General features: G+C 69.6%; 24 protein-coding genes. 10 read left to right on the top strand and 14 right to left on the bottom strand.

What is annotated here, in order from left to right; all coding sequences use genetic code 11:
* Nucleotides 1–5: 5 nt before the first annotated feature.
* The gene (locus ACVTJA_RS10120; RefSeq protein ID WP_465835939.1) at nt 6–890 is read right to left on the bottom strand and encodes a hypothetical protein; all 885 of its coding nucleotides are present in this window, start codon (nt 888–890) and stop codon (nt 6–8) included.
* A gap of 190 nt (nt 891–1,080) precedes the next feature.
* A complete protein-coding gene (locus tag ACVTJA_RS10115) occupies nt 1,081–2,199 on the bottom strand; it encodes an aminotransferase class I/II-fold pyridoxal phosphate-dependent enzyme (RefSeq protein ID WP_465835937.1) in 1,119 nt (372 codons plus the stop codon).
* A 228-nt stretch (nt 2,200–2,427) separates the two neighbouring features.
* Between ACVTJA_RS10115 and ACVTJA_RS10110 the strand changes: the two genes are divergently transcribed.
* On the top strand, nt 2,428–2,901 hold the full coding sequence (locus ACVTJA_RS10110; protein WP_465835935.1) for a TlpA disulfide reductase family protein: 474 nt from the start codon (nt 2,428–2,430) through the stop codon (nt 2,899–2,901).
* A 36-nt stretch (nt 2,902–2,937) separates the two neighbouring features.
* On the top strand, nt 2,938–3,981 hold the full coding sequence (locus ACVTJA_RS10105) for an SDR family NAD(P)-dependent oxidoreductase (protein WP_465835933.1): 1,044 nt from the start codon (nt 2,938–2,940) through the stop codon (nt 3,979–3,981).
* 79 nt (nt 3,982–4,060) lie between these two features.
* Here the strand turns inward: ACVTJA_RS10105 and ACVTJA_RS10100 are convergent, their stop codons facing one another.
* Nucleotides 4,061–5,158 (bottom strand): MJ1255/VC2487 family glycosyltransferase, encoded by a 1,098-nt coding sequence (locus ACVTJA_RS10100; protein ID WP_465835931.1) that lies wholly within the window; start codon nt 5,156–5,158, stop codon nt 4,061–4,063.
* 50 nt (nt 5,159–5,208) lie between these two features.
* On the opposite strand from ACVTJA_RS10100, the gene ACVTJA_RS10095 reads away from it, so the two are divergent.
* Together ACVTJA_RS10095 and ACVTJA_RS10090 are read left to right on the top strand one after the other, a co-directional pair.
* Nucleotides 5,209–5,517: a hypothetical protein gene (locus ACVTJA_RS10095; protein WP_465835929.1), complete on the top strand. Its 309-nt coding sequence runs from the start codon at nt 5,209–5,211 to the stop codon at nt 5,515–5,517.
* Nucleotides 5,518–5,653: 136 nt separating this feature from the next.
* Nucleotides 5,654–6,565 (top strand): LysR family transcriptional regulator, encoded by a 912-nt coding sequence (locus ACVTJA_RS10090; protein WP_465835927.1) that lies wholly within the window; start codon nt 5,654–5,656, stop codon nt 6,563–6,565.
* A gap of 9 nt (nt 6,566–6,574) precedes the next feature.
* Here ACVTJA_RS10090 and rsmB read toward each other — a convergent pair whose 3' ends face one another.
* From rsmB to ACVTJA_RS10070, 4 genes are read right to left on the bottom strand one after another with little or no spacing between them, the layout of a single operon-like run.
* On the bottom strand, nt 6,575–7,891 hold the full coding sequence (gene rsmB, locus ACVTJA_RS10085) for a 16S rRNA (cytosine(967)-C(5))-methyltransferase RsmB (protein WP_465835926.1): 1,317 nt from the start codon (nt 7,889–7,891) through the stop codon (nt 6,575–6,577).
* Nucleotides 7,888–8,892, bottom strand: a complete 1,005-nt coding sequence (locus ACVTJA_RS10080; protein WP_465840354.1) for a type II 3-dehydroquinate dehydratase — start codon at nt 8,890–8,892, stop codon at nt 7,888–7,890. The genes rsmB and ACVTJA_RS10080 overlap by 4 nt, the downstream gene beginning before the upstream one ends.
* A gap of 45 nt (nt 8,893–8,937) precedes the next feature.
* Entirely contained in the window at nt 8,938–9,879 is a 942-nt protein-coding gene (gene fmt / locus ACVTJA_RS10075; RefSeq protein ID WP_465835924.1) for a methionyl-tRNA formyltransferase, read from the bottom strand.
* 30 nt (nt 9,880–9,909) lie between these two features.
* On the bottom strand, nt 9,910–10,491 hold the full coding sequence (locus ACVTJA_RS10070) for a signal protein (RefSeq protein WP_465835923.1): 582 nt from the start codon (nt 10,489–10,491) through the stop codon (nt 9,910–9,912).
* Nucleotides 10,492–10,594: 103 nt separating this feature from the next.
* Here ACVTJA_RS10070 and ACVTJA_RS10065 point away from each other — a divergent pair, with 103 nt between their 5' ends.
* Nucleotides 10,595–12,187: a HEAT repeat domain-containing protein gene (locus tag ACVTJA_RS10065; protein WP_465835921.1), complete on the top strand. Its 1,593-nt coding sequence runs from the start codon at nt 10,595–10,597 to the stop codon at nt 12,185–12,187.
* Between the two features lie 15 nt (nt 12,188–12,202).
* Here ACVTJA_RS10065 and ACVTJA_RS10060 read toward each other — a convergent pair whose 3' ends face one another.
* The 3 genes from ACVTJA_RS10060 to ACVTJA_RS10050 all read right to left on the bottom strand — a co-directional run bounded on the left by ACVTJA_RS10060 (nt 12,203) and on the right by ACVTJA_RS10050 (nt 18,260).
* Entirely contained in the window at nt 12,203–14,323 is a 2,121-nt protein-coding gene (locus ACVTJA_RS10060; RefSeq protein ID WP_465835919.1) for an FUSC family protein, read from the bottom strand.
* A complete protein-coding gene (locus ACVTJA_RS10055) occupies nt 14,320–15,018 on the bottom strand; it encodes a dienelactone hydrolase family protein (protein WP_465835918.1) in 699 nt (232 codons plus the stop codon). Before ACVTJA_RS10055 ends, ACVTJA_RS10060 begins: the two co-directional genes overlap by 4 nt.
* Before the next feature lie 269 nt (nt 15,019–15,287).
* On the bottom strand, nt 15,288–18,260 hold the full coding sequence (locus ACVTJA_RS10050; RefSeq protein ID WP_465835916.1) for a WD40 domain-containing protein: 2,973 nt from the start codon (nt 18,258–18,260) through the stop codon (nt 15,288–15,290).
* Between the two features lie 198 nt (nt 18,261–18,458).
* On the opposite strand from ACVTJA_RS10050, the gene ACVTJA_RS10045 reads away from it, so the two are divergent.
* Nucleotides 18,459–19,019 carry a DUF6992 family protein gene (locus ACVTJA_RS10045; RefSeq protein WP_465835915.1) on the top strand — a complete coding sequence of 187 codons (561 nt, stop codon included), beginning with the start codon at nt 18,459–18,461 and terminating at the stop codon, nt 19,017–19,019.
* A gap of 19 nt (nt 19,020–19,038) precedes the next feature.
* On the opposite strand, the gene ACVTJA_RS10040 is transcribed toward ACVTJA_RS10045, so the two are convergent.
* Together ACVTJA_RS10040 and ACVTJA_RS10035 are read right to left on the bottom strand one after the other, a co-directional pair.
* Nucleotides 19,039–19,629 carry a hypothetical protein gene (locus ACVTJA_RS10040; RefSeq protein WP_465835914.1) on the bottom strand — a complete coding sequence of 197 codons (591 nt, stop codon included), beginning with the start codon at nt 19,627–19,629 and terminating at the stop codon, nt 19,039–19,041.
* A gap of 2 nt (nt 19,630–19,631) precedes the next feature.
* Nucleotides 19,632–21,095, bottom strand: coding sequence for a hypothetical protein (locus tag ACVTJA_RS10035; RefSeq protein WP_465835912.1), 1,464 nt, complete (start codon nt 21,093–21,095; stop codon nt 19,632–19,634).
* Nucleotides 21,096–21,217: 122 nt separating this feature from the next.
* On the opposite strand from ACVTJA_RS10035, the gene ACVTJA_RS10030 reads away from it, so the two are divergent.
* From ACVTJA_RS10030 to ACVTJA_RS10020, 3 genes are all read left to right on the top strand, one after another.
* Nucleotides 21,218–21,487 carry a GlsB/YeaQ/YmgE family stress response membrane protein gene (locus tag ACVTJA_RS10030; protein ID WP_465835911.1) on the top strand — a complete coding sequence of 90 codons (270 nt, stop codon included), beginning with the start codon at nt 21,218–21,220 and terminating at the stop codon, nt 21,485–21,487.
* A 212-nt stretch (nt 21,488–21,699) separates the two neighbouring features.
* Nucleotides 21,700–22,158 carry a hypothetical protein gene (locus ACVTJA_RS10025; RefSeq protein WP_465835910.1) on the top strand — a complete coding sequence of 153 codons (459 nt, stop codon included), beginning with the start codon at nt 21,700–21,702 and terminating at the stop codon, nt 22,156–22,158.
* Nucleotides 22,159–22,209: 51 nt separating this feature from the next.
* Complete coding sequence (locus ACVTJA_RS10020; RefSeq protein WP_465835908.1) at nt 22,210–23,115, top strand: NADP-dependent oxidoreductase; 906 nt, start codon at nt 22,210–22,212, stop codon at nt 23,113–23,115.
* A 39-nt stretch (nt 23,116–23,154) separates the two neighbouring features.
* Here ACVTJA_RS10020 and ACVTJA_RS10015 read toward each other — a convergent pair whose 3' ends face one another.
* Entirely contained in the window at nt 23,155–24,285 is a 1,131-nt protein-coding gene (locus ACVTJA_RS10015; protein ID WP_465835906.1) for a hypothetical protein, read from the bottom strand.
* Nucleotides 24,286–24,383: 98 nt separating this feature from the next.
* Nucleotides 24,384–25,205: a haloalkane dehalogenase gene (locus ACVTJA_RS10010; RefSeq protein WP_465835905.1), complete on the bottom strand. Its 822-nt coding sequence runs from the start codon at nt 25,203–25,205 to the stop codon at nt 24,384–24,386.
* A 193-nt stretch (nt 25,206–25,398) separates the two neighbouring features.
* On the opposite strand from ACVTJA_RS10010, the gene ACVTJA_RS10005 reads away from it, so the two are divergent.
* The gene (locus ACVTJA_RS10005; RefSeq protein WP_465835904.1) at nt 25,399–26,352 is read left to right on the top strand and encodes a LysR family transcriptional regulator; all 954 of its coding nucleotides are present in this window, start codon (nt 25,399–25,401) and stop codon (nt 26,350–26,352) included.
* The last annotated feature ends 4 nt before the right edge of the window (nt 26,353–26,356 follow it).

Here is a 26,356-nt window from a genome sequence, read left to right as displayed (position 1 = left end):
GCGGCCTACTTCGCGTAGTTCACCATGTCCTCGCGGACCTTGGCGACGATGCCACCCCAGTTGCCGTTGGCGTAGTGGTTGTACGCCTCACCGTCGTCGCGCAGCTGCACCGTGTGGTAGCTCCACTTGGCCTTGCCGTCGCTGCACGCGGCGGTGCCGGTGGTGAGCGTGCCGCCGCAGAACCAGTCACCGGGGTTGCACTGCGAGCTGCCGGAGCCGCCCGACACGCCGCCGGTGGAGTGGTACGACACGGCCTCGTCGTCCTGGCCCGGGAGGATGCCCGAGTACAGCGTGCCGCTCGCTCCCGCGAACATGTAGAACCAGATGTTGCGCGTGGTGTTGTGGTTGTACAGCGCGCGCGCCGTCGTGGTGACGAGGTCCTTCACCAGCGGCTCGCTCACCGCCCACTCGCCCACGTCCGCCAGCTCGCTGCCGCCGCCCGCGCCGGACGCCACGTCCACCCATTTGATGTTCCACCCCACCTGCGTCGTACCGTCCGTGTTGCCACAGACGCCGCTGGAGTTGGGGGTGGCGTTCTTCTTGTAACGCGCCGAGCCGCCGTACAGCGACAACGCGTAACCAATCTGCAAATCGCCCGCGCTATGCGCGGCGATGTAGCACCAGTTCGCGCCCGTGCAGAAACAGTCCAGCGCGTCACGGACGCGATAGTTCTGGCTGCCAACCGACTGCCGCCCGTCCCAGTTGACGGCCTTCTTGTTGACGCCGGCCGCCGTGGTCGAAGGGCCCCAATAGCTGAAGTCGTTGTAGTTGCCGGCCTGCGTCGAGCCACCGTTACGCCCGTGAATCCACAGCGTGTAGTTGGTCGCGGCGGCCTCCGTGCCCGCCAGCAACGTGACGGCGGCTACGGCCATACCGAGCAGCTTCTTCATAGTTGAGCGCCTCCGGCTTCCGGATGAGGGATGACCCCGCACGGTGGGGGACCGGTCGGGGAAGCGCTCACTCTAGGACGTTGGGGTGTAAAAGGTCGAGGTCACGGAAATCTTGGAGTGTTGGAAAGAACTGACGCAATGCGTCGCAGAGTGAAAACGACGCATGTCGACAAGTCCGCGTGCGTCAGTGTCAGCGCGTTGCGTTGACGTAGCGCTCCAAGCGGGCCAGGGCATCTGGCAGGTTGAGGCGACCCAAACCCAGGCGGAAGTGATTGCCGGGAAAGTCGTAGACGTCACCGGGTAACAACAGCACACCCTCGCGCTGGACGAGGTCCTCGGTGAAACGTGCCACGGGTGTGTCACGCAACAGGCGCGGGAAGGCCACGCTGCCCGCGCGCGGACGCACCCAGCGGAACGTGTCCGCGTGGCGCGCGAAGAACGCGTCGAGCAACGCGAGGTTGGACGCGAGGATGTCTCGGCTGCGCGCGAGCACCTTTTCCTTCGCGCGCAAGGCAATCAATGACAACACCTCGCTGGGAGCGCTGTTGCAGATGGTGGTGTAGTCCTTGAAGGCCATGCACCGGCGCAGCACGTCCGCGTCGCGGCTCGCGAGCCACCCCACGCGCAGCCCCGCGAGCCCCAGCGCCTTGGACATGACGCCCAGGCTGATGCCGCGCGGGGTGCGCTCGGCCGCGGAGGGCAGCGTGTCGCGCGCGTCGTACTCCAGCAACCGGTACACCTCGTCGGAGAGCAGGTGGATGCCGCGCTCGTCGCACAGCGCGCAGAGCGCGTCGAAGGTGGCCCGGTCCGGCAGCGCGCCCGTGGGGTTGTGCGGGAAGTTCACCACCACCACGCGCGTGTCCGGGCGCAGCGCGCGGCGGAGCGCCTCGAGGTCCAGCGTCCAGCCATCCTCCTCGCGCAGCGGCAGCAGCGTCACCTCCGCGCCGGTGGCGCGAGCGACTTCGTACAGGGACTGGTAGCCCGGCCACGTGACGACGGCGTGCGTGCCCGCGCCCAGCAGCACGTTCATCAGCACGAAGACGGCCTCCTGCGCGCCCGCGAAGGTGAGCACGTCCTCCGGCGCGAGGCCCGGGTACAGCGCGGCGATTTCCGCGCGCAGCGCGGGCAGGCCCGTGGACTCCGTGTAGCCCAGCGTCAGCCCCTCCCAGCGCTCCAGGGCGTCCGCGTCGGCGAGCGCCAGCAGGTCCTTCATCCGCCAGCCCTCGATGTCCGAGGAGCACAGCAGGTAGGGCGCGGAGAACTCGTACCGCGCGAAGTACCGCTCCAGCTTGAAGTCGGGAATGCGCATGGCCGCCTCTCTGCCTTCTTTGGGAACGGGCGTCCAGAGCGCCCCTGGAGGCCAGGCGCCCGGACGTTGCGCGGGCCGTGCCGCGTGTCCTCGGAGACAGGAGCACGGCACCGGGGCCCGTGCCGTCCTGGCAGGCGAGCGTCACCGGAGGCCTCGCGGGGGGAGGACGGCGCCGGCCGATGCATAGCTTGAGTCGCGTCCTCCAGAAGCCCTCTCGCGGGAGCCTGCATGCCGACGCTCGACATCCCCATCAAGCTGCTGGACCCGGATGGCGGTTGGGTCAACGCCCCGGTCCACGTCTCGGAGCTGGACGAGCTGCCCGTCCTCCTCCACTTCTTCTCCATGGACGAAGTCCACAGCACCGCGGACTTCGATGAGCTCAAGCGCTTCATCGCGGAGTTCGGCCCGCGCGGCCTGCGCGTCATCAGCGTGGACGTCACGCACTCCGAGAAGGAATTGCGCGACACCAACGCGGTGGAGTCCTTCGCGCGCAGACACGACCTGCGCCATCCCATCGCCGTGGACGACGGCTCCATGGCGCAGGCCTACGGCGTGACGCAGACGCCGGCATGGCTGGTGTTCGACGCGGAGACGGGCCGGCTGCGTCACCACTTCACCGGACGCAACGGCGCACACAAGGTGCAGCAGGTGATTGACCGCTTCACCCGCTACGACACCTCGGCCGCCGCTCCCGCGCCCTGAAGCCCCGGGCCGCACCTGACACCTACGGAGAACCCCATGGCAAGCCGCAAGGACAAGGACGCTCCCCGCATCTCCCTCGGGACGCTGGCCGCGGCCGGTGTTGGCGCGGCCCTGGGCCTGCGCAGGGCCCTGAAGCCGCGCTTCCAGTTCGCCGGCCGCACGGTGCTCATCACCGGCGGCTCGCGCGGGCTGGGGCTGGTGCTGGCGCGCCTGTTGCTCAAGGAAGGGGCACGCGTGGCCATCTGCGGCCGCGACGAGGCCACGCTGGAGCGCGCCCGCGAGGAGCTGGAGCGCGCGGGCGGCGAGGTGCTGGCCATCCCCTGCGACGTGAGGGACCAGGTGCAGGTGGAGGCCATGGTGGCCTCCATCCACGAGCGCTTCGGCGCGGTGGACGTCCTCGTCAACAACGCGGGCGTCATCCAGGTGGGTCCGCTGGAGTCGATGACGCTGGAGGACTTCCGCGAGGCCATGGACACGCACCTGTGGGCGCCGCTGTACACGACGCTCGCGGTGCTGCCGGAGATGAAGCGGCGCGGGAAGGGCCGCATCGTCAACATCTCCTCCATGGGCGGCAAGGTGAGCATCCCCCACCTCGTGCCGTACGCCGCGAGCAAGTTCGCGCTGGTGGGCCTGTCGGACGGGATGCGAGCCGAGTTGCGGCAGGACGGCATCTTCGTCACCACGGTGTGCCCCGGGCTGATGCGCACGGGCAGCCCGCGCAACGCCTGGTTCAAGGGCAACAACGAGAAGGAGTACGCGTGGTTCTCCCTGGGTGACTCGATGCCCTTCATCTCCATGAATGCCGAGACGGCGGCGCGCAAGGTGCTGGAGGCGTGCCGGCGCGGCGACGCGGAGGCGCTGGTGGGCCTGCCCGCGAAGCTGGCCGCTGTGGGCCGAGCGCTGGCACCCAACCTGACGGCCACCGTCTCCGCCTTCGTCAACCGCTCGCTGCCCCAGGACAGCAACACGGACCGCGTGCGCGGCAGCGAGAGCGAGACGCCGCTCACGCGGTCCTGGCTCGCCGAGCTCTCGCGCCGCGCCGCCGAGCGCAACAACGAGAACGGCGTGCCCATCCACTGACGCGCGAGGCCCGCCGCCTTCCCGGGCAGCGGGCCCCGTCAGCTCCTTCGCGACGGGCGCGAGCCCGAGGCGCTCAGCCTCAGTCCTGGGCCCTCTCCATGGCCCAGTGGCCGCGGTGCTCGTACGCCAGGGCGAGCTGCTCGCGCAGGGCGGCAATCATCTTCGTGTTGCCCTCCTGCTCGTAGCCCTTGAGGGCCTCCTGGCAGCGGGGGATGCGCTGGAGGAACTCCTTCAGCGCGTCCACGGACAGCTCCTTCACGTACATGCCGTACCCCAGCTTCTCCAGGTACAGCGCGTTGATGATCTGCTCGAACTGGCCCACCAGCGGCACGCTGAGCATCGGCTTGTGCAGGTACACCGCCTCGCTCATCAGCGTGTAGCCGCCGCTGGCCACCACGCCGCGTGCCGTGCGCAAATCATCGATGAAGCCCTTCTCGCTGAACGGCCGGTACGTGAGGTTGCCGTCCACCAGGTCCTCGGTGATATCCCGGCGCAGCCCGTACACGCGGCAGGGAATCCCGGCGGCCTTGAGGATGTCCGGCAATGCCGTATTCGTCGTCGACGTCTGGTACACGAGCAGGTGCTCGCCCGGCTCGGACTTCGCCTCCAGGATTTCCGGACGCAGAATCGACGGCGCCAGCGTGGTGCGGCGCTTGCGCACCGGCGGGTAGAAGAACGTGGTGACGAGGTAGTGGAACGCGCCCGGCAGCTTCGCCTTCACAATCGCGCGCGACGTCTCGAAGCTGTCTTCATACCCGGCCAGCAACTCCGGCTCGTGCTGGCAGCGGTTGATGACCTGCATGTTGTCCACGCTGATGACGGGCAGCCGGTGCGTCTTCGCGAACAGGTAGCTGAACGTCTCGAAGTCGCTCACCACCACGTCCGGTTTGAAGTCATCCACCAAATCGAAGTACTGGCGGATGTTCTGCGGCAGGCCCGTCACGGCGCCGGTGAGGTTCTGCAGCACCGTCTGCCACTTCTTCACCGAGTTGCCCTCGTACGCCAGCGTCAGGCCCCAGATGCCATGCACGTTCTGGAAGCGCTTCTTGAGGTAGTCCTGGGCCCGGCCGGAGACGACGATGTGGACCTCGTGCTCCTTGGTGAGCTCCTCGAGCAACACGCGCGAGCGCGTCGCATGGCCCATGCCTTCGCCGACGACACCGTAGAGGATTCGCATGGCTTGGCAGCATACGCGGCCCGCGCGCCCCCCGTGCTATAGCGCCCCCCATGTCCTCCTCCCCGGAGCCCTCCCCCACCCGGCGTCCATCCGTGGGCCGCTCGGCCGCGCTGGGGCTGTGCGGCGGCCTGGGACTGGGCGGCCTGGGACTGCTCATCTCCGGCCTGCGCGCCCTCTTCTTCGGCGTGGACTGCGCGGGCCTCTCCGGCCCCGAGTGCGAATTGCTCCAGCAGGCCACGCGCGAAATCGGCCGCATGCAGACGCTCGCGGGCGGGGCGCTGATTGCCCTGGGCTCATCCCTCTTCGTCCTGCTGCGCCCGCGCCCTCCGAAACCCCCCGTGGATTCAGGCGCTCCCTGAGTCGCTTCCACACCAGGCCGTCAAGGTGCTGAACGGCCGGGCAGGCCTGTTTCCGGTAAGGTCATTTCGCGGCGTGCGGTAGGCAAGCTAATTAACTCTGGCCTAATCATTGGGTTTGGGGGTAGGAGGCGCCCTTATGCAGCTCGAATCCTTGAAGATGTTCTGCGACGTGGTCGAAACGGGCTCGTTCTCCAGGGCGGCGCAGCTCAACCATGTGACGCAGTCCGCGGTGAGCCAGCAGATTCGCGCGCTGGAGAACCGCTATGAGCAGAAGTTGCTCTCACGCAGTGCGCGCCAGGTGACGCCGACGCCCGCGGGCGAGCGGCTGTTCCGCGGGTGCAAGGAAATCCTCGCCCGCTTCGCGGAGGTGGAGCAGGAGATCCGCGAGCAGGCCACCGAGGTGGCCGGCACCAGCACGGTGTCCACCATCTACTCGGTGGGCTTGCACGAGCTGAACGCCGTGCAGAAGCAGCTCCTCAAGGCGCACCCGAAGGTGAACATGCGCCTGAACTACCGCCGCAACGACCAGGTCTATGACGACGTCATCCTGGGCGCGGCGGAGATTGGCATCGTCGCGTACCCGCAGCCGCGCGCGGGCGTGGACATCCTGCCCTTCCGCGACGACAAGCTCGCCGTCGTCTGCGCGCCCAACCACCCCTTCGCCACCAAGCAGAAGGTGAGCCTCACCGCGCTGTCCGGCGTGCCCTTCATCGCGTTCGACCGCGAGGCGCCCACGCGCAAGGCGCTCGACAGGCTCTTCCGCGAGAAGAACATCGACATCAACCCGGTGATGGAGATGGACAACGTGGAGACCATCAAGCGGGCGGTGGAGATGGGCCTGGGCGTGGCGATTCTGCCCATGGCCACGGCGCAGGGCGAGGTGAAGGGCGGCTCGCTGGTGGCCAAGCCCTTCGCCGAGGGGCCCGTGTCGCGCCCCATCGGCCTGCTCATCCGCAAGGGCAAGTACCTGGACCGCGCGTCCGCCGCGGTGCTGGAGGCCTTCAAGGCCGCCGCCAACCTGCCCCTCAGCCCCAGCGACGAGGCCTGAGCCTTTCTCTCAGTAGAGCTTCCGGAGGCGCGCGGCGAAGAACCCGTCGAAGCCCTCCGGACCCGGCAGCGTGCGCAGGTACGCCTGGGACATCGGCAGCTTGAGCCCGGGCAGCACCGGTGGCTCCGCCGTCCACTCCGGGTGGCTGCGCAGGAACATCTCCACCTGGTCCTGCGCCTCCTGCGGCTCCACCGTGCACACCGCGTAGACGAGCAGCCCGCCCGCGGGCACCGCCTCCTGGCAGTTCTCCAGAATCTTCCGCTGCAGCGCGGCCAGCCGGGAGAGGTCCTCCTCCTTGCGGCGGTAGCGCAGCTCCGGGTGGCGGCGCAGCGTGCCCAGCCCCGAGCACGGCGCGTCCACGAGGAAGGCGTGGAACTCGCCCCACTCCTCCGGGAAGGGCTCCGCCGCGTCGTGCGCGTAGGCCTTCAGCCGGCCGGAGAGGCCCAGGCGCTTCGCCTCGGTTTCAATCTTGCGAATCTTGTTGGCGTGGAGGTCCACCGCCACGACTTCGTGCTCCTGCGCGAGGTGGCAGGACTTGCCGCCCGGCGCGGCGCACGCGTCCAGCACGCGCGCCGTCTCCGGAATGGCGCCGTACACGCCGACGAGCTGCGCGGCCTCGTCCTGCACCTGCCACAGCCCCTCCGCGTAGCCGTACACGTCCTCCACGCGGCCCACGGACGGCAGGATGATGCCCACCGGGGACACCGTGGTGGCCTTCGCGTCCACGCCCGCTTCCTGGAGCTGCGTGAGCAGCGCGTCGCGCGTCACCTTCGCGGTGTTGGCGCGCACCACCACGGCGGGGGCCTGGTTGTCCGCCACCAGCATGGCCTCGGCGCGCTCGCGGCCGAACTGGCGCAGCCAGCGCTCCACCAGCCACTTCGGGTGGCTCTCCCGCACGGACAGGTGCTCCACCACGTCCGACGCCGGAGGCAGCGGCGGCCCCGGCAGCTCCGCCAGCTTGCGGAGAATCGCGTTGGTGAAGCCCGCCGCGCGCGTCAGGCCCACCTCCTTGAGGGCCTGCACCGTCTCCGCCACCGCCGCGCGCGCGGGCACGCGGGTGTGGAAGATTTGATACGCGCCGATGCGCAGCGCCGCGAGCACCTTGTCCTCCAGCGCGTCCAGCTTGCGGTCGGCGAAGCGGGTGATGGCGTAGTCCAGCGCGAGCTGCCGGCGCGTGCTGCCGTAGGCCAGCTCGGTGACGAAGGCGGCGTCTCGCGGGTCCTTCGGAGGAGACTCGGACAGCAGCGTGTCCAGCACCACGTTGAGGTATGCGTCCGTGGCGCGCACGCGCGCGAGGACGTTGATGGCCAGTGCGCGCGCGTTCATCCTTCGTCCAGCCGGGTCAGCATGTCCACGAGCTGCTCATCCGAGAGCCGCGACGCGGGCAACGTGGAAAGGGTGAGGCTCTGGAGGCTCTCCTCCAGCAGCTCGCGGTGGCCGCTCTCCGCGGGAGCACCGCGCTGCACGGCCTGATACTGCGTGCGCGCCCACGCGGCCAGCTCGGCCGGGGTGAGCTTCCCCGAGAGCCGGTCCGAAATCTTCTGCCGCACCAGCGCCCGCGTGAGCAGGTCCGACGCGGGCGTGGTGGACTTCGAGCCGCGCCCCAACGTCTTGCCCGAACGGGCCTCCTGCGCCTCCTGCGCGGCCGCATGCTTGCGGCCCAGCGTCTTCGTCGCGCCGCCCGCCTCCGCGGCGCGGGCCAGCGACTTCGCGGGCGTGCCCACGGACTTCACCAGCGACACGGGCAGGGGGCGCGCGGCCTCGTCCTTCCCGCGCCCCAGGGACTTCACCGGCGCGGCCGCCTGCGGCGTGGGCTCGTCCTTGTCACGGCCCAGCGACTTCACCGGCGCGGCGGCGGGCTTCGCGACAGGCGTGTCCTTCTTCCGGCCGAGCGTCTTCTTCGACCCCTGCTCCGGCGTGAAGACGCCGCTGGCGAAGGTCTCCAGCGCCTGGAGGTACGGCTCGAAGCCGCCCTGCGTGCCGTGCACCTGGAGGACGCACGCCTCGCCCACCACCGACTCGCGGCCTGGCGGACGGAGCAGCACCTCAATCGAGGGCAGGCCCACGAGCTCCAGCGCCTCCTTCAGCGCGTACGAGCCGAAGAGGCCGGCGGGGTTGATGAGGACTCCGTCCACCTCCTCGCGCTCGGCGGCGAGCGTGTCCAGCAGCACACCCTCGTGGTTGGACTGGACCACCTTCAGCTCCAGGTCCAGCTCCTCCGCCTTCGCCTTCAGCGCGGCCTCCAGGTCCGACAGCCGTCCTCCGGACGTGCCCTCGCGCACGCCGAGCAGATTCAGGTTCGGCCCGTGCAGCACCAGCAATCTCATGCCCATCCCCGCTTGCCCTCGTTCACTTTCAACACCGCCCGCGCCCTACTGGCTCGCGCCGAAGGGCTGGCTGCCCGGCGCCAGCTTGTGGCCCGACAGGAAGTCCGCCGCGCGCATCACCCGCTTGCCCTCCGGCTGGAGCTCCAGCAGCACGAGCGAGCCCTCGCCGCACGCCACCTCGATTCCGTCCGGGTTGGCCGCGAGCACCGTGCCCGGCGTGCCCGTGCTCCCGGCCGCCCGCACCTTGTGCACCTTGAGCAGCTTCCCGCCCAGCGTGGTGAAGGCCCCGGGCCACGGCGTGAAGGCGCGCAGCCGCCGCTCCAGCTCCGCCGCGGACTTCGTGAAGTCCAGCCGCCCCTCGTCCTTCTCGATGATGGGCGCCAGCACCACGCCCTCGGTGGGCTGCGGCACGGGCTTCAGCTCGCCGCTGAGGTACTTCGGCAGGGACTCGCGCAGCACGTCGCCGCCGAGCGCGGACAGCTTCACGTGCAGCGACGCGCTCGTCTCGTCCGGCGCAATCGGCAGCCGCTTCATCGCCAGCACCGGGCCGGTGTCCAGGCCCTCGTCCATCACCATCAGTGACACGCCCGTCTCCGCGTCACCGTGGGCAATGGACCACTGAATCGGCGCGGCGCCCCGGAAGCGCGGCAGCAGCGAGGCGTGCACGTTGACGCAGCCCTTGGGCGGCAGCGCCAGGATGTCCTTGGGGAGGATGCGCCCGTACGCGGTGACGACGCAGATGTCCGGGTTGTACTTGCGCAGCTCCTCGGAAAGCGGCGGTGTCTTCAGCTTCACCGGCTGCAGCACGGGCACGCCGCGGGACAGGGCCAGCTCCTTCACCGGCGGCGCGGCCAGCGCGTTGCCACGGCCCTTCGGCTTGTCCGGCTGGGTGACGACGGCCACCACGTCGCCCAGCTCGAAGCAGGCGGCGAGCGACGACACGGCGAACTCCGGCGTGCCCATGAAGATGATGCGGGGTCGGCTCATAACGTTTGCGCTTCTCCTGCGGCGGGCGACTCAGGCCACGGACTTGAAGGTGCCGCCGGTGGGATTGTCCAATGCTTGACGCTTGCGGAGCTGCAGCGCCGTCAGTGTCTCCAGCGCCGCGCGGGCCTCGGGGGTGGTGGCCGCCCCCTTGAGCGCCTCCACCGCGGACTCCAGGGCGAGCGCCTCGTCCGCCTCGCGCTGGCGGATGCGGTCGAAGGCCTCGCTGAAACGCTCGAAGAAGCGCTTCAATTCGTCCCCCTTCCGCAGCGGCCGCAGTCGCGGATAGCGCCCCGCGGCGAGCGCCGCCACGTAGAGGCTCATGACATGCACCGGTCCCGCAACGCGGTGCGTGAAGAGCAGGCCGAAGAGCCCGAGCGCCACGCCCGTGCCCACCGTGCCCAGGCCCGTGAGCCACAGCAACGTCGCGTCGCCACTCACGCCCGACTCCATGGCGGACACGTGGACGCGGTGCGCCAGCAGCCCGAAGACGAGGATGCCCCCCGCGCCGAGGCCGGCCAGCAGGGTGATGTATTTGAGCTGGAACTCGCGGTCGAGGATGTACTGCCGGCGAACGTGGGTGGGGCGCGTCGGCTTCTGGGGTTCTTCGGCCATGTCGTTGACCAGCGTACCCCAGGAGACCTGGGTGGTTTGCTTCCTTCGTGCCAGGAGGTTTACACGGAAGACAGGACAAACCCGCAGACGCCTTGGAGACCGCATGGCCCGCTCTCTCGCGTTGTGTGTCGCGCTTTCGTTCCTCACCCTCACGGGGTGCAAGGGGGATCCTTCAAGTCCGGACTACTGGGGGTCGAACATCCAGCAATCGCGGCGCGCGGAGGACCGCGTCCGGATGATCGAGGCGCTGCGCACCTCGGGGAAGATGAACGACACCTTCCTCCCCATGCTCCACGAGCAATTGGCGAGCGAGAAGAAGCCCGAGGTGCGGGCGGCGTTGGCGCGGGCCCTGGGGGACTTGAAGTCGAAGGAGTCGGTGGAGCCCCTGAAGGCGGCGTTGGACCCGGCCGCCGGGGACATGTCCTCGCAGCTCGCCAACAAGGCCATGGTGACGACGCTGGGGGCCATTGGCGACCCGCGCGCGGTGCCCGCGCTGGTGCCGCTGCTGCGCGCGAAGGACAACTACACGCGCATCGAGGCCGTGCAGGTGCTGGGCGGCATGAAGGCGACGGAGGCCGTGGAGCCGCTCATCGCCCTGGCCACCGACGACACGGTGGAGCCCTTCCTCAACAAGAAGGCCATTGAGGCCCTGGGCAACATCGGCGACCCGCGCGCGGCGCCCGCGCTGATTCGCATGCTGACGAAGGAGCGCAAGGGCAAGTCCTTCTACGTGGAGAGCTCGTACGCGCTGTTCCAATTGGGCCAGCCCGCGGCGGACGCGCTGCTGCCCGCGCTGGAGGGCCGCGACGCGGAGTTGCTCAAGTGGGCGAAGGCCAATGGCGTCAACCCCGCGAGCTACCCGATGAAGGCGGCGACGGTGCTGGGAGACCTGCGCGAGAAGCGCGCGGTGGGGGCGCTGGTGAAGCAGCTCTCCTTCACGCACTCGGACGCGCAGATTCAGGCGCTGGTGCGGATGCAGTCCGCGGACGCGCTGGCGCGCATGCGCGCGGCGGATGCGGTGAAGCCGCTGGCCGCCATGCTGACGGAGACGGACCCCACCGTGCGCGATGCCTACGTGCGCGCCCTCACGCGGCTGGGCGGGCGTGACGCGCTGCCAGCGCTGGAGAAGGCGGCGGGCACGGGCGACTTCGACACGCGCGAAATCGCCGTGCGCGGCCTGGCCATGCTGGGCGACGGGCGGGACTTGCCCCTCCTCCAGAAGCTCATCGCCGGCGAGCCTGCGCGCACCACGGCCGACTGCAAGAAGACGAACGAGGAGGGATGCGACAACGCGGCGGCGCTGGGCAAGAAGCGCTCGGACCAGCTGGCCACATACACGAAGCTGCTGGAGGCGGGCCAGGCGTGCGCGGGCAACGCGGGCTGCTGGGTGCAGCGCATGGACAAGGCGGACCCGCTGCTGATGGAGCGCGCGGCGCTGGAGGTGGGCCGCTCCGGCTCGGCCGAGCACGCGGGCGCCCTCGCCACGCGGCTGACCGAGCGCAACACCGAGTCGCGCATGGCGCTCATCCTCGCGGTGGGCTGGCTGCTGGAGGACTCGAAGGACGCGGCGAACAAGATTCGAGAGTCCGCGCTGCCGGCCTTGCGCAAGCAGCTCCAGGACGAGCAGGGCGTGACCCAGTTCGCCAGCGTGAACGAGGACCTGCGCCGGCTGGTGGCGCGCATCGACCGGACCTGAGCGGCCAGCACACGCTCAGGCGAGGAGCGTGGACGGCAGGCGCTCCGCCGCGTGGTGCAGCACGGAGAGCTGACGCACCAGCCGCTCTCCCTGCGTGCGCGTGAGCACGTCCCCTTCCAGGAGCGGTGACTCGGGAGGCAGCGGCGCGGGCGCGCGGCGCTGCTCCACCGCCAGGGCCAGCTCCTCCAGCACTGCGGCGGTGTAGCGCGCCACGGGCTCCAGGTCTGGTGCGTTGGGCCCTCGCAGGCTGGTGGACAGCGCCGTCACCGCCGACGTCAGGCGCCGCGCGTAGGTGAGCAACGCCATGATGGGCTCGAGCTGCCGCGCGGGCCCGCGCCACTCGGAGAGCATCCGCTGGAAGGAGGCCTCCGCGTTGAGCAGCGCGATGCCCATGCGCCGCCGGGCCTCGCGCACCGCGGGCTCCGCGTCCGAGCGCGCGGCGGCCACCTGGCGCAGGTAGTCCCCGTCCGCCCGCAGCGCGGTGGCCACCTGCTCGGGGAAGCGCAGGTGCTCCGGGCTGGGCCACAACAGCCGCGCGCCCAGCAGCGCGAGCACGCCACCCAGCAGCGTGTTGACGATGCGGACTCCGGCCAGATCCCAATCGCCGGACTGGAGCTCGGCGAGCAGCACCAGCGCGGGCGTGAGCAGCACCTGGAACGCGGGCAGGCTGATGGGCTGGATGCTCATGGCCACGGCGAACAGCACCATGATGGCCATGAGGATGACGATGGGGTCCTTCACCAGCACCACGAGCCCCGCCGCCAGCGCCGCGCCGAGGATGGTGCCCGCCACGCGCTGCAGGCTCCGCTGCAACGTGAGCCCCGCGTAGGGCTGGAGCACGACGTTGACGGTGATGATGACCCAGTAGCCGTGATTCAGCCCGAGCCCTACCACCAGCGCGGTGGCGAGCGCCGCGGACACGCCCAGCCGCAGCGCATGGCGGAAGATGACCGAGCGCGGGTTGAGGTTCTCCCGCAGCGGCTCCAGCAGCGAGCGCGAGGCCGTCTGCTCGGGCCGGGGCACGAGCGGCAACCCGGCCGGCATCGGTGTTCCGTCCTCCAGGCGCGTGGCCACGTCGAGGAGCGCCAGCGAGTATTCGTACAACCGGGTCAGCAGCGCGTGCGCGTGGGCGTACGCGGCGCGGGCGGGCTCGGAGAGCGGACCCTCGGCCTCGAGGACCTTCAGGGCATGGCATACCCGCTCCGGTCCACCGGCCTTGCGCGCCCGCACCTCCTCGCCGGTCAACAACGCGAGCGCGATGCTGCGCAGGTCCGTGGCCAGCTCCGCCAGGACACGCTGCACCTCGGCGCGCAGGGCCAGGTAGCGCGGCTCGCGTGGCGCCAGCTCCAGCGTCTCGGTGAGGGAGACGAGCACGGGCACCAGCGCGTCCGCGCCCTCGAGCAGCACGAGGAGGTGCTCACCGCGCCCGCTCTCCCCCACCCTGCCGCGCCGGGTGACGGCGAGGATGGAGCCGGCGGTCTCCAGGGACTGTCGAATCCGGGGCTCCCAGGGCACCGCCGGCACCGTGAGCGCGGAGGGCGCCGGGCCTTCGAGCGGCCAACGCCCCACCTCGTCCGCGCGCTCCGCCAGCACCTCGTAGCAGACGGCGATGGCGCGGCGGACGGGCCGGTACGGGCGCAGGGGCCACAGCAGCAGCGCGAGCAGCATGGCCCACACGCCCCCCACCACGAAGAGCCCGGAGCGCGTCAGCGCCTCGGTGAAGTCGTGCGCGGGGAGGAACAGTGACACCACGCCGTAGTTGGCGAGCACCACGCCGATGAAGCCGGGCGTGTCTCCGTAGGAGCGGGCGAAGCCGCACACTGTCACCCAGCACAGCGTGAAGACGACGGCGGCCTGGCCCGGCAGGTGCGCGGCGGAGATGAGCCCCGCCACCGCGCCGAGCACCGTCATGGCACCCATGGCCAGCGCCCTGTCGCGGTAGGGCCCGCCCCTGTCGACGAGGGCGACGAAGAGGCCCGCGAGCCCCACCCAGGTGGCGGCGGGCAGGTGCCACGCGGCCGCCACCGCCGTGGGGATGCCGACGGCGAGCGCGGCCCGGAGTCCGGCCCCCAGCGCGGGCCGGGCACGCTCGACGTGGAGGAAGGAGGACTGGAGCTGGTGCCGCAGGGGACTCATGGGGCGGAGGGCTCACCCGTCCATTCCAGGACGCCCGGCCCGGCCGCGGCACGGAAGCAGTCGGAGAACCAGGCCGCCGTCATGCGCGCCGCCGCGACGAGCGGAGCGTCCTCGGGAAAGCCGCGCGTGGCACCCTCGACGAGCTGCAACGCCTTGCGAGTCATCAACGTGTCGAACACGCGGCGATGGAGCGCGACGCGGTCCTCATCCAACGCCGGGGCGAGGAGCAGCGTGGGCGCGCGCACGTCGTTGACGAACTCCCCGGCCATGTCGGGACGTCCACCGAGGGTGACGACAGCCTGGACACCGCGAGGCTGATGCGCGGCGGCCACGAGGGCCGCGGCGGCACCGAGGCCCGAGCCGAGATAGCCCACGGGCAGGAGCGACAGGGAATCATCGCGCTGCAGCCAGTCGCGGGCGACCTCCAGGCGGTGGGCGACGAGCTCCACATTGGAGCCCTCGCGCAGGGTCCACTCCTGGGCCAGCTCCTCCTCGGCGGTGCGGAGCTCCAGGCTCAGCGTGCCCAGCCCCGAGGCGTGGAGGACGCGGAGGACGTGGCTGCTCCGGTGGCTGTCTTGACCGGCGCCATCGGTGGCGAGCATCACGAGCCCCGAGGCGCGCTCGGGCACGGAGAGCCGTCCATGGAGCAGCCGCCCGGCGACACCGATTTCCACGTCACGGTCGTGTACACGCATCGACACTCCTCCCGACGCGGGCACCGCGAGTGCCCGGACCCATTCCGTGAAGGTGGTGTCCGAGGGCGCTCCCGGCCGGGGTCTCCTCCCCGGGTGCAAGGGGAGCCGGCGGCCGTGCGCCTCGTGGGGCTCTCGCATCGAAGTCACGGCGGTAGGTAACACCCGGAGCGCCCGCCCGCCATGCAAGCGAGCGACAGGTCTCCATGACTCCACCGGGAGGACAGGTGCCGGAGCGGGGAGCCGTGCCCACCCGCTTCACCCGGTGCACCTCAGGGTGGGTTGCGCGTCCCCGTGATGCCCCAGAGCAGCTGCTGCATCGGGTCCGGCTCGCTCTTCCTGAAGTCGACCCAGCCCATCCCCCCGAGGAAGGACGGAAGCTTCGGAACCTGCGCACAGGTCTGCAGGATGACCGGGATGACGGGGCACCTGCGCTTGACGAACTGACGGAGGAACGCGCTCTGTTCCAGGTCCTGCCATGGACCCAGGCCCTCCTCGCCGACGAACACGGCCACCGCCTTGACCTTCTCTATCTGCTCCTCGAGCGCCTCCTGCCAGGGGAGACCCGGCCGGAGCTCCCATTCATCGAGCCAGGGCAGGAGGGCCCGCTGCTTGAGGAGCTCCCCGATGGCCTTCACCGCCGTCTTGTCCTGGCTGTTGTGGCACAGGAAGACGTCGTAATCCCTCGACTCCCGCTTGCCCCGGATGATGGCCTCGGCCGAGTTGCGCTTGCGCTGCTGGTCGGCGTTGTCATCCATCGCGATGACGGAGGGCACCGTGTGCGGTGGAACCCGGTCCTCGATGTCCAGCAGGTCGATTCGCGTCTCGCAGACGGGGCACTCCGCGAAGGAGAAGCCCCGTGCCAGGCGTCCCTTCCGCTGGCCATCGGTGATGGGCTCGCCACAGCTGGGGCAGACGAAGATGCGCCGGCGCCGGATGCTGCCCGCGATGGCCCGGCGATGGAGATGGGCGGCGATATAGCTCTCGAACTGGTAGCGGGTCGTCTCGCTCGCATTGCTGTCGAAGAAGAGCGTGAGCTCGCCCCTGCCCTCTTCAATCTCCTTCAGGTGGATTCCACAGAGCCCCCCGACGTCGGCTTCGAACGAGGCTGCGTTCTTACGCATCTCCTTCCTCTTGAAGAGCTGGCTGTGGGAGAGCCGCACCACCAGGGTCGCGTAGATGTTCAGCAGCGCGCCCTCGAAGCCGATGATGGCGGTCCCCGGCGCGGCGGGCGCGTCCGGCGCCTCTCGCGTGAACTGGGAGGGGAAGACCAGGTCCACTCCCGCGTCCGTCGTCTCCCGGAGCACGAGCTCGTGACGCAGCAGTTCCTCAATCGTGGCGATGAGCAGCAGCTTCTCCAAATCCCTGTCGGGGATGCGCTCCTCTTGCGGAATCGCGAAGCGGCCCGCCAGCGCATACTCCTCCGCGATGGCCCCCAGACCGTCGGGTTCGTTCTTCGCGGCTTCAATCAATGAAGACGCATAGGCGTCGAGGACCTCCGGCTGGAGCAGGATGTACCCACCGAACTTCAGCCGCCGGATGAGGTCCCGGTTCTCCACGCGGCCGATGCACGTGTCGAACTTCGCCCGGAGCTCGGGGTCACCGGTCAGCTCGGGATGGGCCTGGGCGAAGGAGCGATAGAGCTGCTCCGCCGTCACGAGCAGCACCCGCGACTCCTTTTCACTGACCAGGAACTGTTTGATTGTCTGGAAGAGGTCGTTGGAGCTGACGCACGGCAGGACATTCCAGGAGACGGACTGCCGGATGGCCGTGGAGAGCTCGGCGATCTGGGCGCCATCCTTGGCACTGGTCGCGAAGAAGCCATCGAAGTGGAGCTCGCGGATGGTGGCCGTGAGCCGCTCGGGACTGACGGAGATGCCGCCCCGGTCGCAGCGGGCGGCGACGAGGAACTTCCTGATGCGTCCCGCGGTGATGTCTTGCAGGCGCTCGGCCTGACGCAAGGCCCGGTCCCAATGACGCACGCCCGCGAAGGGGTCCACCTCACTCCTGGCATCGAAGACCACCAGGGCGACCGTGACCTCGTTGAGATGGAGCTGGTGAATCAGGCGATAGCCCGGCTGGCCCGCGAGGTCCCAGAGCAGCAGCTCCCGCATCTCGCGTCGGCCATCCGAGAGGTCCTCCTCGTGGTAGTCACACGTCCACACCCGGCGGCCATGCGTTGAAATCGTCGGACGGAAGCGTTGGCCCGAGAGCACCATGCCCAGGCCCGTCTTGCCCACGCCGGTGTCGCCGACCAGCACCACCTTCGCATTCCGATAGTGCCGGGCCGTGGGGCCGGGCATCGCGCCGAGCAGGGCATCGGGGTCCAGCTCGAGAATCTGGACCTCCTCTTTGTAAGCGATGGCGAGGAGGTCCGCCTGCGGGTGGAAGCTCATGTCCCCGTGGCGGTCGAACATCGACTCCAGGATGGCCACCGACTCCCAGGAGTCGCAGCGCCAGAGCTGGATGGTGCCATCCCGGGATTGTGAGAGCAGGATGCGGCCATTCCGCTCGAAGCGAAGGCTCTCCACCCTGCTGGTGTGCCCTTCCAGCACGTGAACCACGCGGCCCGTTTCCGTGTCCCAGATGTAGATGGTGTTGCCCGGTGACCCCGTTGCCAGGGTCCGTCCATCCGGCGCCCAGGCCATGCAGAAGCTCCCTTCGCCGACGCCATCGAACGTCCGCTGAAGCTCGCCGCTGTGGGCATCCCAGATGCGGACGGTGGTATCCACCGAGCTCGAGGCCAGGGCGCGCCCGTCCGGCGACCACGCCACCATCAGGACCGTAGCCGTGTGCCCATCCAGCTCCTTGCGCATGTTGCCGGTCCGGTTGTCCCAGATGCGAATGGCCTGCTCACGGAAGGCCGCGGCCGTGAACCGTCCATCCGGGGACCAGGCCACGCCAAACACCTCATTGCCATACCCCTTGTGGACGCTGAGCTGCCGGCCGTTCCGGACATCCCAATGCCGGAGGGTCCGGTCCGCCGAGTACGAGAGCAGCGTCTGACCATTCGCCACCCACACCAGGTTCTGGACCGCGTGGATGTGCCCTCTCAGTGTCCGCAGCTGCTCGCCGGTCTCCGTATCCCAGAGATGGATGCTTTTGTCGGCGGTGCCAGAAGCCAGGAGCCGACCATCCGGAGACCATGCGATGCAATTGACGGAGTCTCCATGGCCTCGCAAGACACGGACGAGGCTCAGGCCAGGCGGAAGCTCGACAGCCTGGGTCTTCTTCTTTCGGGCCATCCATGCAGCGTAATCCAGTGAGCCTTGCAACCCCAGAAAACGCCATGGTGATGCCAGACACCCCAGCTCGAAGCCATATCCATACCGCGACGTCCCCCGTCACGGCCTGCCATGCAAGCAACCCCAGCGCGGCTTTGGGGGTCCACCGTCAGGACAGCTGCCAGAGGCCGGAGCCGTGAGCATCTGCTTCTTCCAGACATGCTCACCTTTCAATGGCCCCCGCCCTCGAAGCCGTGGTCGCTGCTCTCGCCTCCGACGGGGCTCGCCGAGCCACCGACTCCGGAGCTCCAGTCCATCAACGCGGAGCGATTGCGCGAGGACAGGCTCGCGGTGGACGGGCTCGCCGCGACGTCGCTGTTGAGCGTGGCGGTGGGCGCCTTCGGAGCGCTTCGGACGCAGCGAGCCCGCGCCCGCGCGTTCCACCTGACGAGCGTGGGCGTGCACCTGTTCGTCCTCGGCACGGCGGTGGTGGGCCGCGCGGCCATCGAGCTGCACGACCCCGCCACGCTGGGAACCCGGGACAGCGTGCAACGCGGAGCGAGGCTGCTGCGATTCCTGAGCGCGGGCATCGCCTCGGACGTGGGAGCGATGCTGGGCGGAGTCATCGCGCTCCGCGCATCACGGAGAAACGAGACGCTGCGGGGAACCGGCGCGTCCCTGCTGCTACACGGCACCATGCTGCTGCTCATCGACACGGCGCTGTTCCTGCGCAATGCGTATCAGCAGCAGCGGGTGCTCCAGTGCATCGGGCCGCATTGAGGCATCTTTCAAGGAGGCCTCACGTCCACTCGACGTGCTCGTAGGCCACCCCCGCGCCTCCGCATCCAGCGGTGGAAGCTCCTGCTGGGTGATGAGCTCGATGGCCTCCTCGAACCGCCGGACGAGGTGGTCCGCCATGCTCCTGCGTGCGCGCAGCCGCCGGAGGGCCTCGAGGGAGCGCGGGTCTCTCAAGTACATGAAGAGCCCGCAGAGCCCCTCGAGGACCTGGCGCTTGTTCGAGATGTTCATCCGGGGGATGGCCACCAGCACGGGCGTGAGCCGGGGGGGCCGCGGGCCACTTCTGGAACGCCTCGAACTGCTGGCACAGCATCTCCCAGTGTCCCCAGGTCGCGGTATCCCTGAAGCGACCGAGCATCCTCGCCAGGTCGATGGGCCGGTGCTGCTGCATCGCGGGTGAGTCGGGTTTGCAGGAGAGCGGAGGCATTCCGACGATGAGCCGCTCGGACAGCTTCTCCACCAGCGCGGCGAGGCGCTCCGAGCGCGACTCCCGCCACGCCTCCAGCAGGCGCAGCAGGGCCTCCTCCTCCTCGCGCTGCTCGAAGGCCGTGAGCGCGCGCGCCAGCAGGTCGGCAAGGATGTCTCCCGCCATCTTCAGGACCACTCCACCCGCGCGTAGGCAGACGCCGCGGCCTTCAGCAGCCGCAGTCCCTCGGACGTTGCGCGGCCCCTCACCCGGACCTGCAGCGCCTCTCTGCCGAAGCCCACCGCGCCACGGATGACACGGGCGAGGGGCTCGACTCCATCCCTGAACATCAGCGTCGCCCGGATGGGAGCACCCTTCGCGGGCGCCGCGACGAGCGCCCACGCCCCCGCGCCTCGCGCCTCGAAGCGCTCCAGCATCCCAGCCATTGGAGACGCGGCGCACGCCTGCACGTCCTCCGGGTCCGCGTCGCGGATGAGCAGGCGCGACAGGTACGGCAGCCGCTCCAGCTCGGTGAGCAGTCGCGGCGCCTTCTGCAACGCGGGTCCCAACAGTCCGAGCTGCCGCATGCCGAGCGCCTGTGCGCCGAGGCCTGGTGCGAGCCTCGGCTCCACGCGCTTCAGCACCGTCACGTTCCGCAGCTCCGGGAAGGACAGCCACGCCGCCAGGTCTTGAAACATGGCTCCGGCCACATCCACCTCGCGCACCGTGCCCCACTCAGACCCGGGCGGAGGCAGCGGCCCGCGCCAGTCAGGGCTCAGCCGGACGGCGGCGGGGAGGCCCCGCTCGAAGCGGGTGGAGAAGAGGTCCACGTGAGGCCCGAGCACCGAGGCCCACCGCCCACCGTGCTCATGCAGCAGGCGCGCGATGCGCTGCCGGTCCGAGCGCGGCGTGCACTGGAGCATGATGAATTCGCCCAGCGGGTTGCCCTGCTCCAGCAGGTGGTCGCCCAGCACCATGCGCGCGGACGTGTCTTGGGGGTCCGCGTACACACGGGCCAGCAAGGCTTCGTGAGTGGGCGAACGCCGAGTCTCGGCCTCCTCGCGCGCGGAGAGGGCGTGCTCCAGCGCCGCGCACGTGGCGCTGTCCTCCGCGCCCAGGGGCGCCTCGGGGGTGAAGGAGCGCAGCGACCTGTCCAACAATCCAGCATGAGGGGAGCCGGGATGCAGCGTCTTCCACATCGCACGCAGGGGCGTCAGCGCACGCGGGTCTCTCGTGGCTGAGAACACCTCGCAGAGTGCGGTGAAGGTCCGCTGCGCGATGGCATCGGGGCGCTGCACCAGGTCCAGCAGGGGCGCGGTGACGCGGGGGTCCGCGGGCAGTCGGTGGACCCCTTGGAGGAGGTAGGTCACGGCGTCCCACTGCCCCCTGTTCGCCAGCGCCACGCCATGGGCCATGACCCGGGGCAGGTCCAATGGCCCGCTCCGCTGCAGCAACTGCGCATGGGTATCGACCACGAGCGGTGGCATGCCCGCCGTCAGTCGCTTCGACAGCCGCTCGATGAGCATCGCGAGGCGCTCCGCGCGCGTCAGGCGCCACGCCTCCAACAGGTGCGTGAGGGCCTCGGCCTCCTCGTAACGGTCGAAGGACTCGACCGCGGGGCCGAGCAGCTCATTCAGGGTGACAGTCGCCATGCCAGCTCCACTCTACGCGCTTGGAACCCGCCTGGCTCCTCGCCAGCCCTCCAGGGGAGCAACAGTGCACAGGCGACATGGCGTGCCCATGTTCCCTCAAATGGATCTCCCGGAGGGATGAGATGTCTTTGGAGACGATCTTGTTGTGGGCGGTCATCGGCCTCATCGCGGGATGGCTAGCATCGGCCGTGGTGGGCGGAGGCTACGGCGTCGTTGGCGACATCGTCGTCGGCGTGGTGGGCGCATTCCTCGGAGGGTTCATCTTCCGGGCGCTCGGCACGGGAGCTCCCTTCGGAGGGCTCGCCGGAACCATCTTCGTGGCCTTCATCGGAGCCGTGGTGTTGCTACTGGTGCTCAGACTCATCCACTCCACCACGGTCCGCAGAGCCTGACGCCGAAGAGGCTGGAACGGGCATTCATTTGGCAGGCGAGGTACTCGTCGCTCGTCGTGTGCTCCAGCGCTCTGGTGCTCCTGGCGTGAGGGGTCGGTCATTCGTCCTACGGATGAACGACCGATGCGCGGAGCCGCACGAGGCCCGTATCGTCATCCGCCATGGACCCACGCGCCCTGGCTGAGCGGCTCACTATCGCGGTGCCTTGCGACATGCGCTGGGAGGACATGACGGGTAATGCGCGCGTCCGGCACTGCGGCGCCTGCCGGCTCTCCGTCTACAACGTGAGCGAGATGAGCACGACCGAGGTGGAGGCACTGCTCCAGCCCGACGGCCGTGTCTGTGCCCGGCTCTACCGGCGGAAGGACGGAACGGTGGTGACGGGCGACTGCCGCCGCGTGTGGAACCAGCAGCGCGCGGAGGCAGCCACGCTGCTCGGTACGGCCGTGACGGCAACGGCCGCGCTCTCGCTGATTGCGTTGATGGGCCTGCTCACGCTCGTCCTCTTCGGCGACAACCTCCGGCGCCTGTTCGGCACGGCCACCACGGGCGCTCTGCCGGCCAGCACGACGCCCCCGCCCGCGGCACGGTATTCCCCCGCGCATCGGCCCGCGTGGGGCTCGACTGCCCGCTCCTCCGTGGCGGCCGATGGGCGTGCCCACACCCGGTGATTACCGTTCGTGCGACGCGGGAGCCCTCCCTCTCGCGTCGGGGAGGCCCTCATGAAAGCCGTGGTGATGAAGTCCTACGGGGACGTGGACGCGCTCGCCGTGCAGGAGATGCCCGAGCCTCAAGTGGGACCAGGACAGGTGAAGGTGCGCGTCTCCGCCGCGAGCATCAATCCGGTGGACTGGAAGATTCGCCGGGGAGACTTCAAGGGGAGGATGCCCGAGAAGTTCCCCGCCATCCTCGGAAGGGACATGGCCGGCGAGGTCATCGAAGTGGGACCGGGCGTGGATGCCTTCAAGCCAGGGGACCGGGTGATGGGCCTCGTGCAGGGCGGCTATGCGGAGCGAGTCGTCGCGCCCGTGGAAGCCCTGGCGAAGGTGCCCGAGTCGATGGACTTGAAGGACGCCGCCGCGCTGCCCCTGGTCGCGCTGACGGGCACGCAACTGCTGGAGGAAGCGGTGAACCCGCGCCAGGGTGACACGGTGCTCATCACCGGAGCACTGGGCGCGGTGGGGCGCGTCGCCGTCTTCGCGGCGAAGGCCCGGGGCGTGAAGGTCTGGGCCGGCGTGCGTGCGAAGCAGAAGGCGGAGGCGGAGAAGCTGGGCGTGGACGGCGTGGTCGCGCTCGACGTCGCGGAGGATGTCGCGAAGCTGCCCGTGGTGGATGCCATCGCGGACACCGTGGGCGGCAAGACGGTGGCCGGACTGCTGGAGAAGGTGAAGCCGGGCGGCACCCTGGGCAGCGTGGTGGGCGAGCCTCCCGAAGCGAAGGGACGGTCCATCACCGTGCGCGCCATCTTCAGTCATCCGGATTCGCGCCGCCTCACGCAGCTCGGGCAGAGCGCGGCGAAGGGAGACCTGGTCATCCCCGTCAGCAAGCGGTTCCCGCTGGAGCAGGCGAAGGAGGCCCAGAAGCTCGCGGAGCAGGGCGGCGTGGGCAAGGTGCTGCTCACCAACTGATGCGGAGCCTGGAGCCGGTGGGCGCCCACCGCGGCACCGTCACTCAATCGTGGAATGGGTGACCGTGATGGGCGTATCCGCGTGATTCGATATCTGGGGGTGCGTGGGGTACCAAGAGCCACCGACGTTGTTCTTGATGACCGAGCGGTCGATGCGGATGTCGCCCGAGTGGTCATTGCTGACGAAGAAGATGGCGCTGCCGTAGGCCTTGACCTCGTTGTGCTCGATTCGCGTGCCGCAGAGGGACAGCGTCATCTTGTTGCCGTCGTTGTAGATGGCCCCACCGCTGCCGCCACCCGGAGTGCCCCCGCTGGCGGGATTCCCGCCGTTACCGACGGCACGGTTGTACGAGAAGAGGCTGTTGATGATGTTCCATGACACGCCGATGCTGCTGATACCGCCGCCGTTGGAGCAGGCTCCGCCATAGCCCTGCTTGCCGCCGAAGGTCGTGCTCACCACGTAGACGGGCCGCCCCTCGTACTGGCTGAACACCCGGAGGGCGCCCCCCCCGACGTCGGGCCCCACGTCCGCGCAGACGTTGTTGAAGAAGCGGGAGTTGATGACCTTAACGCGCCCGCCGCGCACCCAGACCGCTCCGCCTCCGTCGAACTCACTCTCGCTCTTGGAGCTGGCGTCCACGAACGTCAGGTTCTGCAGCGTCAGCCGGGGATGGTCCTGGTTGTCGCAGTGAGAGGTCGTCCACACCTGCGCCTTGTCGCAGGTGTTCATGTAGAGGATGCGGTGCTTCCCCGCGCCGCTGAGCGTCACCAGGCCCTTGCCGTCGATGACGATGTCCGGCCCCTTGTCGTTGAAGACCTTCGCGGTCCTGTCGAGCGTGATGGTGACCGGCTCCGAGCCGCAGTCGAACGTGATGACGCCGCCCTTTGCGACGGCCTCGATGAAGGCCGCGCTGGTGCAGCTCGCCGCCGTGCCCGTCCCGACGACGGTGGTGGGCTTGGAGACGTCGGCGAGGCCTGCCTCGGCCGGGACGCTGCACGTGGCCTCCGCATTCGGATTGCCGGCGGGCGGACCGTCCTTGGGGTTGGTCAGCGGATTGGGCACGTCCACGGTGTCCTCCGCGTCGTCCGAGCAGCCCGGTGCGCAAGCGAGGGCGAACGCCGCAGCCAATGAGCGGACCGCGGGCGACCGATGAAGTCTCCTGGGGGACATACATTCTCCGGGATGAGGGCGGTGTAGAGCGGCCATCGGATGGAACGGCTTCTCCGCATCATCGTCCACATCGCCGGCTCAATCCATGAGACAGGCACTCACCACGAGTGACGGTCGAGCCAGCTCCGGAGGGCGTGCGAGATTTCATCCGGCGCGTCTTCCGGCGCATGGTGCCCCGCGCGACGGAGCGGGACGATTTCGAGCGCCGGGAGCATGCCTCGCGCCCATTCGATGATCTTCGTCGCGCTGAGTCCGGTGTCTCCGAAAGTCAGGAGCATCGCCGGCTTCGCGGACGGGCTCGCGAGCCACGCGCCGTTCTGCTCGATGACGGCGGCGACGTCGGCGGGCTCGCCATCAATCGGAATCTCACGAGGCCACTGCAGCACCGGGCGCCGCGACGCCGCATCGGGATACGGGGCGTAGTACACGGCGCGGTCGCTCTCCGCGAGGCCGTGCTGGACGCCGTTCGCGAGCGAGCGCGCAAGGAACTCGTTCTGCTCGAGCACCAGCTTCTCCCCCACTCCTGGCGTGCGCAGGGCGCGGAAGAGCTGCTCGCCCTGCGGCGGCCAGTCGCTCCAGTGCATCGGCCGGAGGAACGTCTCGAATACCACCACGCCGCGCACGCGGTCCGGGTGCCGCCGCGCCCAATCCAGGGCGAGCACCCCACCCCAGTCGTAGGCGACGAGCACGACGTCCCGCAGGCCGAGCGCCTCGAACCAGGCATCGAGGTACCGCGCGTGGTCCGCGAAGCGGTAGGGCACGTCGGGCTTGCCCGAGTCCCCCATCCCGATGAGGTCTGGCGCGAGGCACCGGCCCCGGTCGGCGAGCTGCGGAATCACGTTGCGCCACACGTACGAGGACGTGGGGTTGCCGTGCAGGAACACGATGGGCGAGCCACTGCCGGCCTCTCGGTAGGTCATGTGCGAGTCGAGGACCTGGATTCGATGCGTCGTTGAGGACAAGGGAGTGCTCCGGGAAGGAAGAGGAGTAGCGGCGTGGCACGCGACGAGCGCGCCCGCGACGAGGCAGCCGAGCAATCTGTGCATGCCGGCAATATGGGCCCGGAGACTCCTCCCTGGCAGTGATGATTCGTGAGCAGTAACCTCACCAACCGTGAGCACTTCGATTGCCGCCCTCGACCTCAACCTCCTCTTGATGCTCCACACCGTCCTCTCCGAGAGGAGCGTGGCGCGCGCGGCCGAGCGGCTTCACGTCACGCCGTCGGCCATCAGCAACGGCCTCGCACGGCTCCGCTCCGCGCTTGGAGACCCGCTCGTGACGCGCAACGGCCGCGGCATCGTCCCCACGCCTCGCGCGCTCGCGCTCGCACCCGCCATCGCGCGCGGGCTGCGGGAGTTGGAGCTCGCCATCCACGAGGTCCCGTTCGAGCCGGCGAGCTGCAAGCAGACCTTCACCCTCGCCATTGCCGACGCGGGGCAGGTCACCTGGGTGCCTCGGATTGCCGCGCTGATGACCACGGAGATGCCGAACGCGCGCCTCTCCGTGGTGGGCATCGCCTCGCTCGTCTCGTTGGGCGACCTGGCCTCGTCCCAGGTGGATCTGCACATCGGCGTCGCCGCGCGTGGCGCGGGCCTGCACGTCGAGCCGCTGCTGGAGGAGCGCACCGTCCTCGTCGCGCGTGAGGACCACCCTGCCCTGGGCAAGCGGCTGTCCAGGCGCGAGCTCGGCATGCTCCGGCATGTCGGCGTGGAGATGGTGCCGGGAAAGGGCTTCCGTGACTTCGTCGGTGCCGCGTACGCCCGCTCGGGCATCCCCCGCGAGGTGGTGATGACGGTGCCCTCCTTCACGGCCGCCGCGGCGGTCGTGGCCGAGACGGACCTCGTCGCGACGCTGCCGGAGTCATTCGCCGCCGCGCAGGGCACGCGCATGGGCGTGCGCGCCGTCAACGCTCCATGCCCCGCGCACACCGTCAAGATTGCGTTGAGCTGGCACGAGCGGACGCACACCGACCCCGCGGCGCAGTGGTTCCGCGGGTTGGTCCGGCGCGCCGTCCTCGCAACCCGACGGGCCTGCAATGACTCCGCACCTCCCCGAGTCTGGGTATGAAGGT

The organism is Pyxidicoccus sp. M6, from assembly GCF_055568925.1.
Note: the sequence above shows the minus strand (reverse complement) of the source record. Positions and strands in the feature narration are given on the sequence as shown.

Bases quoted from the DNA above. Each gene is read 5' to 3' on its own strand.
- ACVTJA_RS10080 (WP_465840354.1), bottom strand. From the start codon at position 8,892: ATGAGATTGCTGGTGCTGCACGGGCCGAACCTGAATCTGCTCGGCGTG.
- ACVTJA_RS10040 (WP_465835914.1), bottom strand. From the start codon at position 19,629: ATGGCGGGAGACATCCTTGCCGACCTGCTGGCGCGCGCGCTCACGGCC.
- ACVTJA_RS10065 (WP_465835921.1), top strand. From the start codon at position 10,595: ATGGCCCGCTCTCTCGCGTTGTGTGTCGCGCTTTCGTTCCTCACCCTC.
- ACVTJA_RS10070 (WP_465835923.1), bottom strand. From the start codon at position 10,491: ATGGCCGAAGAACCCCAGAAGCCGACGCGCCCCACCCACGTTCGCCGG.
- ACVTJA_RS10105 (WP_465835933.1), top strand. From the start codon at position 2,938: ATGGCAAGCCGCAAGGACAAGGACGCTCCCCGCATCTCCCTCGGGACG.
- ACVTJA_RS10025 (WP_465835910.1), top strand. From the start codon at position 21,700: ATGCGCTGGGAGGACATGACGGGTAATGCGCGCGTCCGGCACTGCGGC.
- ACVTJA_RS10045 (WP_465835915.1), top strand. From the start codon at position 18,459: ATGCTCACCTTTCAATGGCCCCCGCCCTCGAAGCCGTGGTCGCTGCTC.
- fmt (WP_465835924.1), bottom strand. From the start codon at position 9,879: ATGAGCCGACCCCGCATCATCTTCATGGGCACGCCGGAGTTCGCCGTG.
- rsmB (WP_465835926.1), bottom strand. From the start codon at position 7,891: ATGAACGCGCGCGCACTGGCCATCAACGTCCTCGCGCGCGTGCGCGCC.
- ACVTJA_RS10115 (WP_465835937.1), bottom strand. From the start codon at position 2,199: ATGCGCATTCCCGACTTCAAGCTGGAGCGGTACTTCGCGCGGTACGAG.
- ACVTJA_RS10015 (WP_465835906.1), bottom strand. From the start codon at position 24,285: ATGTCCCCCAGGAGACTTCATCGGTCGCCCGCGGTCCGCTCATTGGCT.
- ACVTJA_RS10100 (WP_465835931.1), bottom strand. From the start codon at position 5,158: ATGCGAATCCTCTACGGTGTCGTCGGCGAAGGCATGGGCCATGCGACG.
- ACVTJA_RS10020 (WP_465835908.1), top strand. From the start codon at position 22,210: ATGAAAGCCGTGGTGATGAAGTCCTACGGGGACGTGGACGCGCTCGCC.
- ACVTJA_RS10050 (WP_465835916.1), bottom strand. From the start codon at position 18,260: ATGGCCCGAAAGAAGAAGACCCAGGCTGTCGAGCTTCCGCCTGGCCTG.
- ACVTJA_RS10060 (WP_465835919.1), bottom strand. From the start codon at position 14,323: ATGAGTCCCCTGCGGCACCAGCTCCAGTCCTCCTTCCTCCACGTCGAG.
- ACVTJA_RS10010 (WP_465835905.1), bottom strand. From the start codon at position 25,205: ATGACCTACCGAGAGGCCGGCAGTGGCTCGCCCATCGTGTTCCTGCAC.
- ACVTJA_RS10055 (WP_465835918.1), bottom strand. From the start codon at position 15,018: ATGCGTGTACACGACCGTGACGTGGAAATCGGTGTCGCCGGGCGGCTG.
- ACVTJA_RS10095 (WP_465835929.1), top strand. From the start codon at position 5,209: ATGTCCTCCTCCCCGGAGCCCTCCCCCACCCGGCGTCCATCCGTGGGC.
- ACVTJA_RS10035 (WP_465835912.1), bottom strand. From the start codon at position 21,095: ATGGCGACTGTCACCCTGAATGAGCTGCTCGGCCCCGCGGTCGAGTCC.
- ACVTJA_RS10120 (WP_465835939.1), bottom strand. From the start codon at position 890: ATGAAGAAGCTGCTCGGTATGGCCGTAGCCGCCGTCACGTTGCTGGCG.
- ACVTJA_RS10030 (WP_465835911.1), top strand. From the start codon at position 21,218: ATGTCTTTGGAGACGATCTTGTTGTGGGCGGTCATCGGCCTCATCGCG.
- ACVTJA_RS10110 (WP_465835935.1), top strand. From the start codon at position 2,428: ATGCCGACGCTCGACATCCCCATCAAGCTGCTGGACCCGGATGGCGGT.
- ACVTJA_RS10090 (WP_465835927.1), top strand. From the start codon at position 5,654: ATGCAGCTCGAATCCTTGAAGATGTTCTGCGACGTGGTCGAAACGGGC.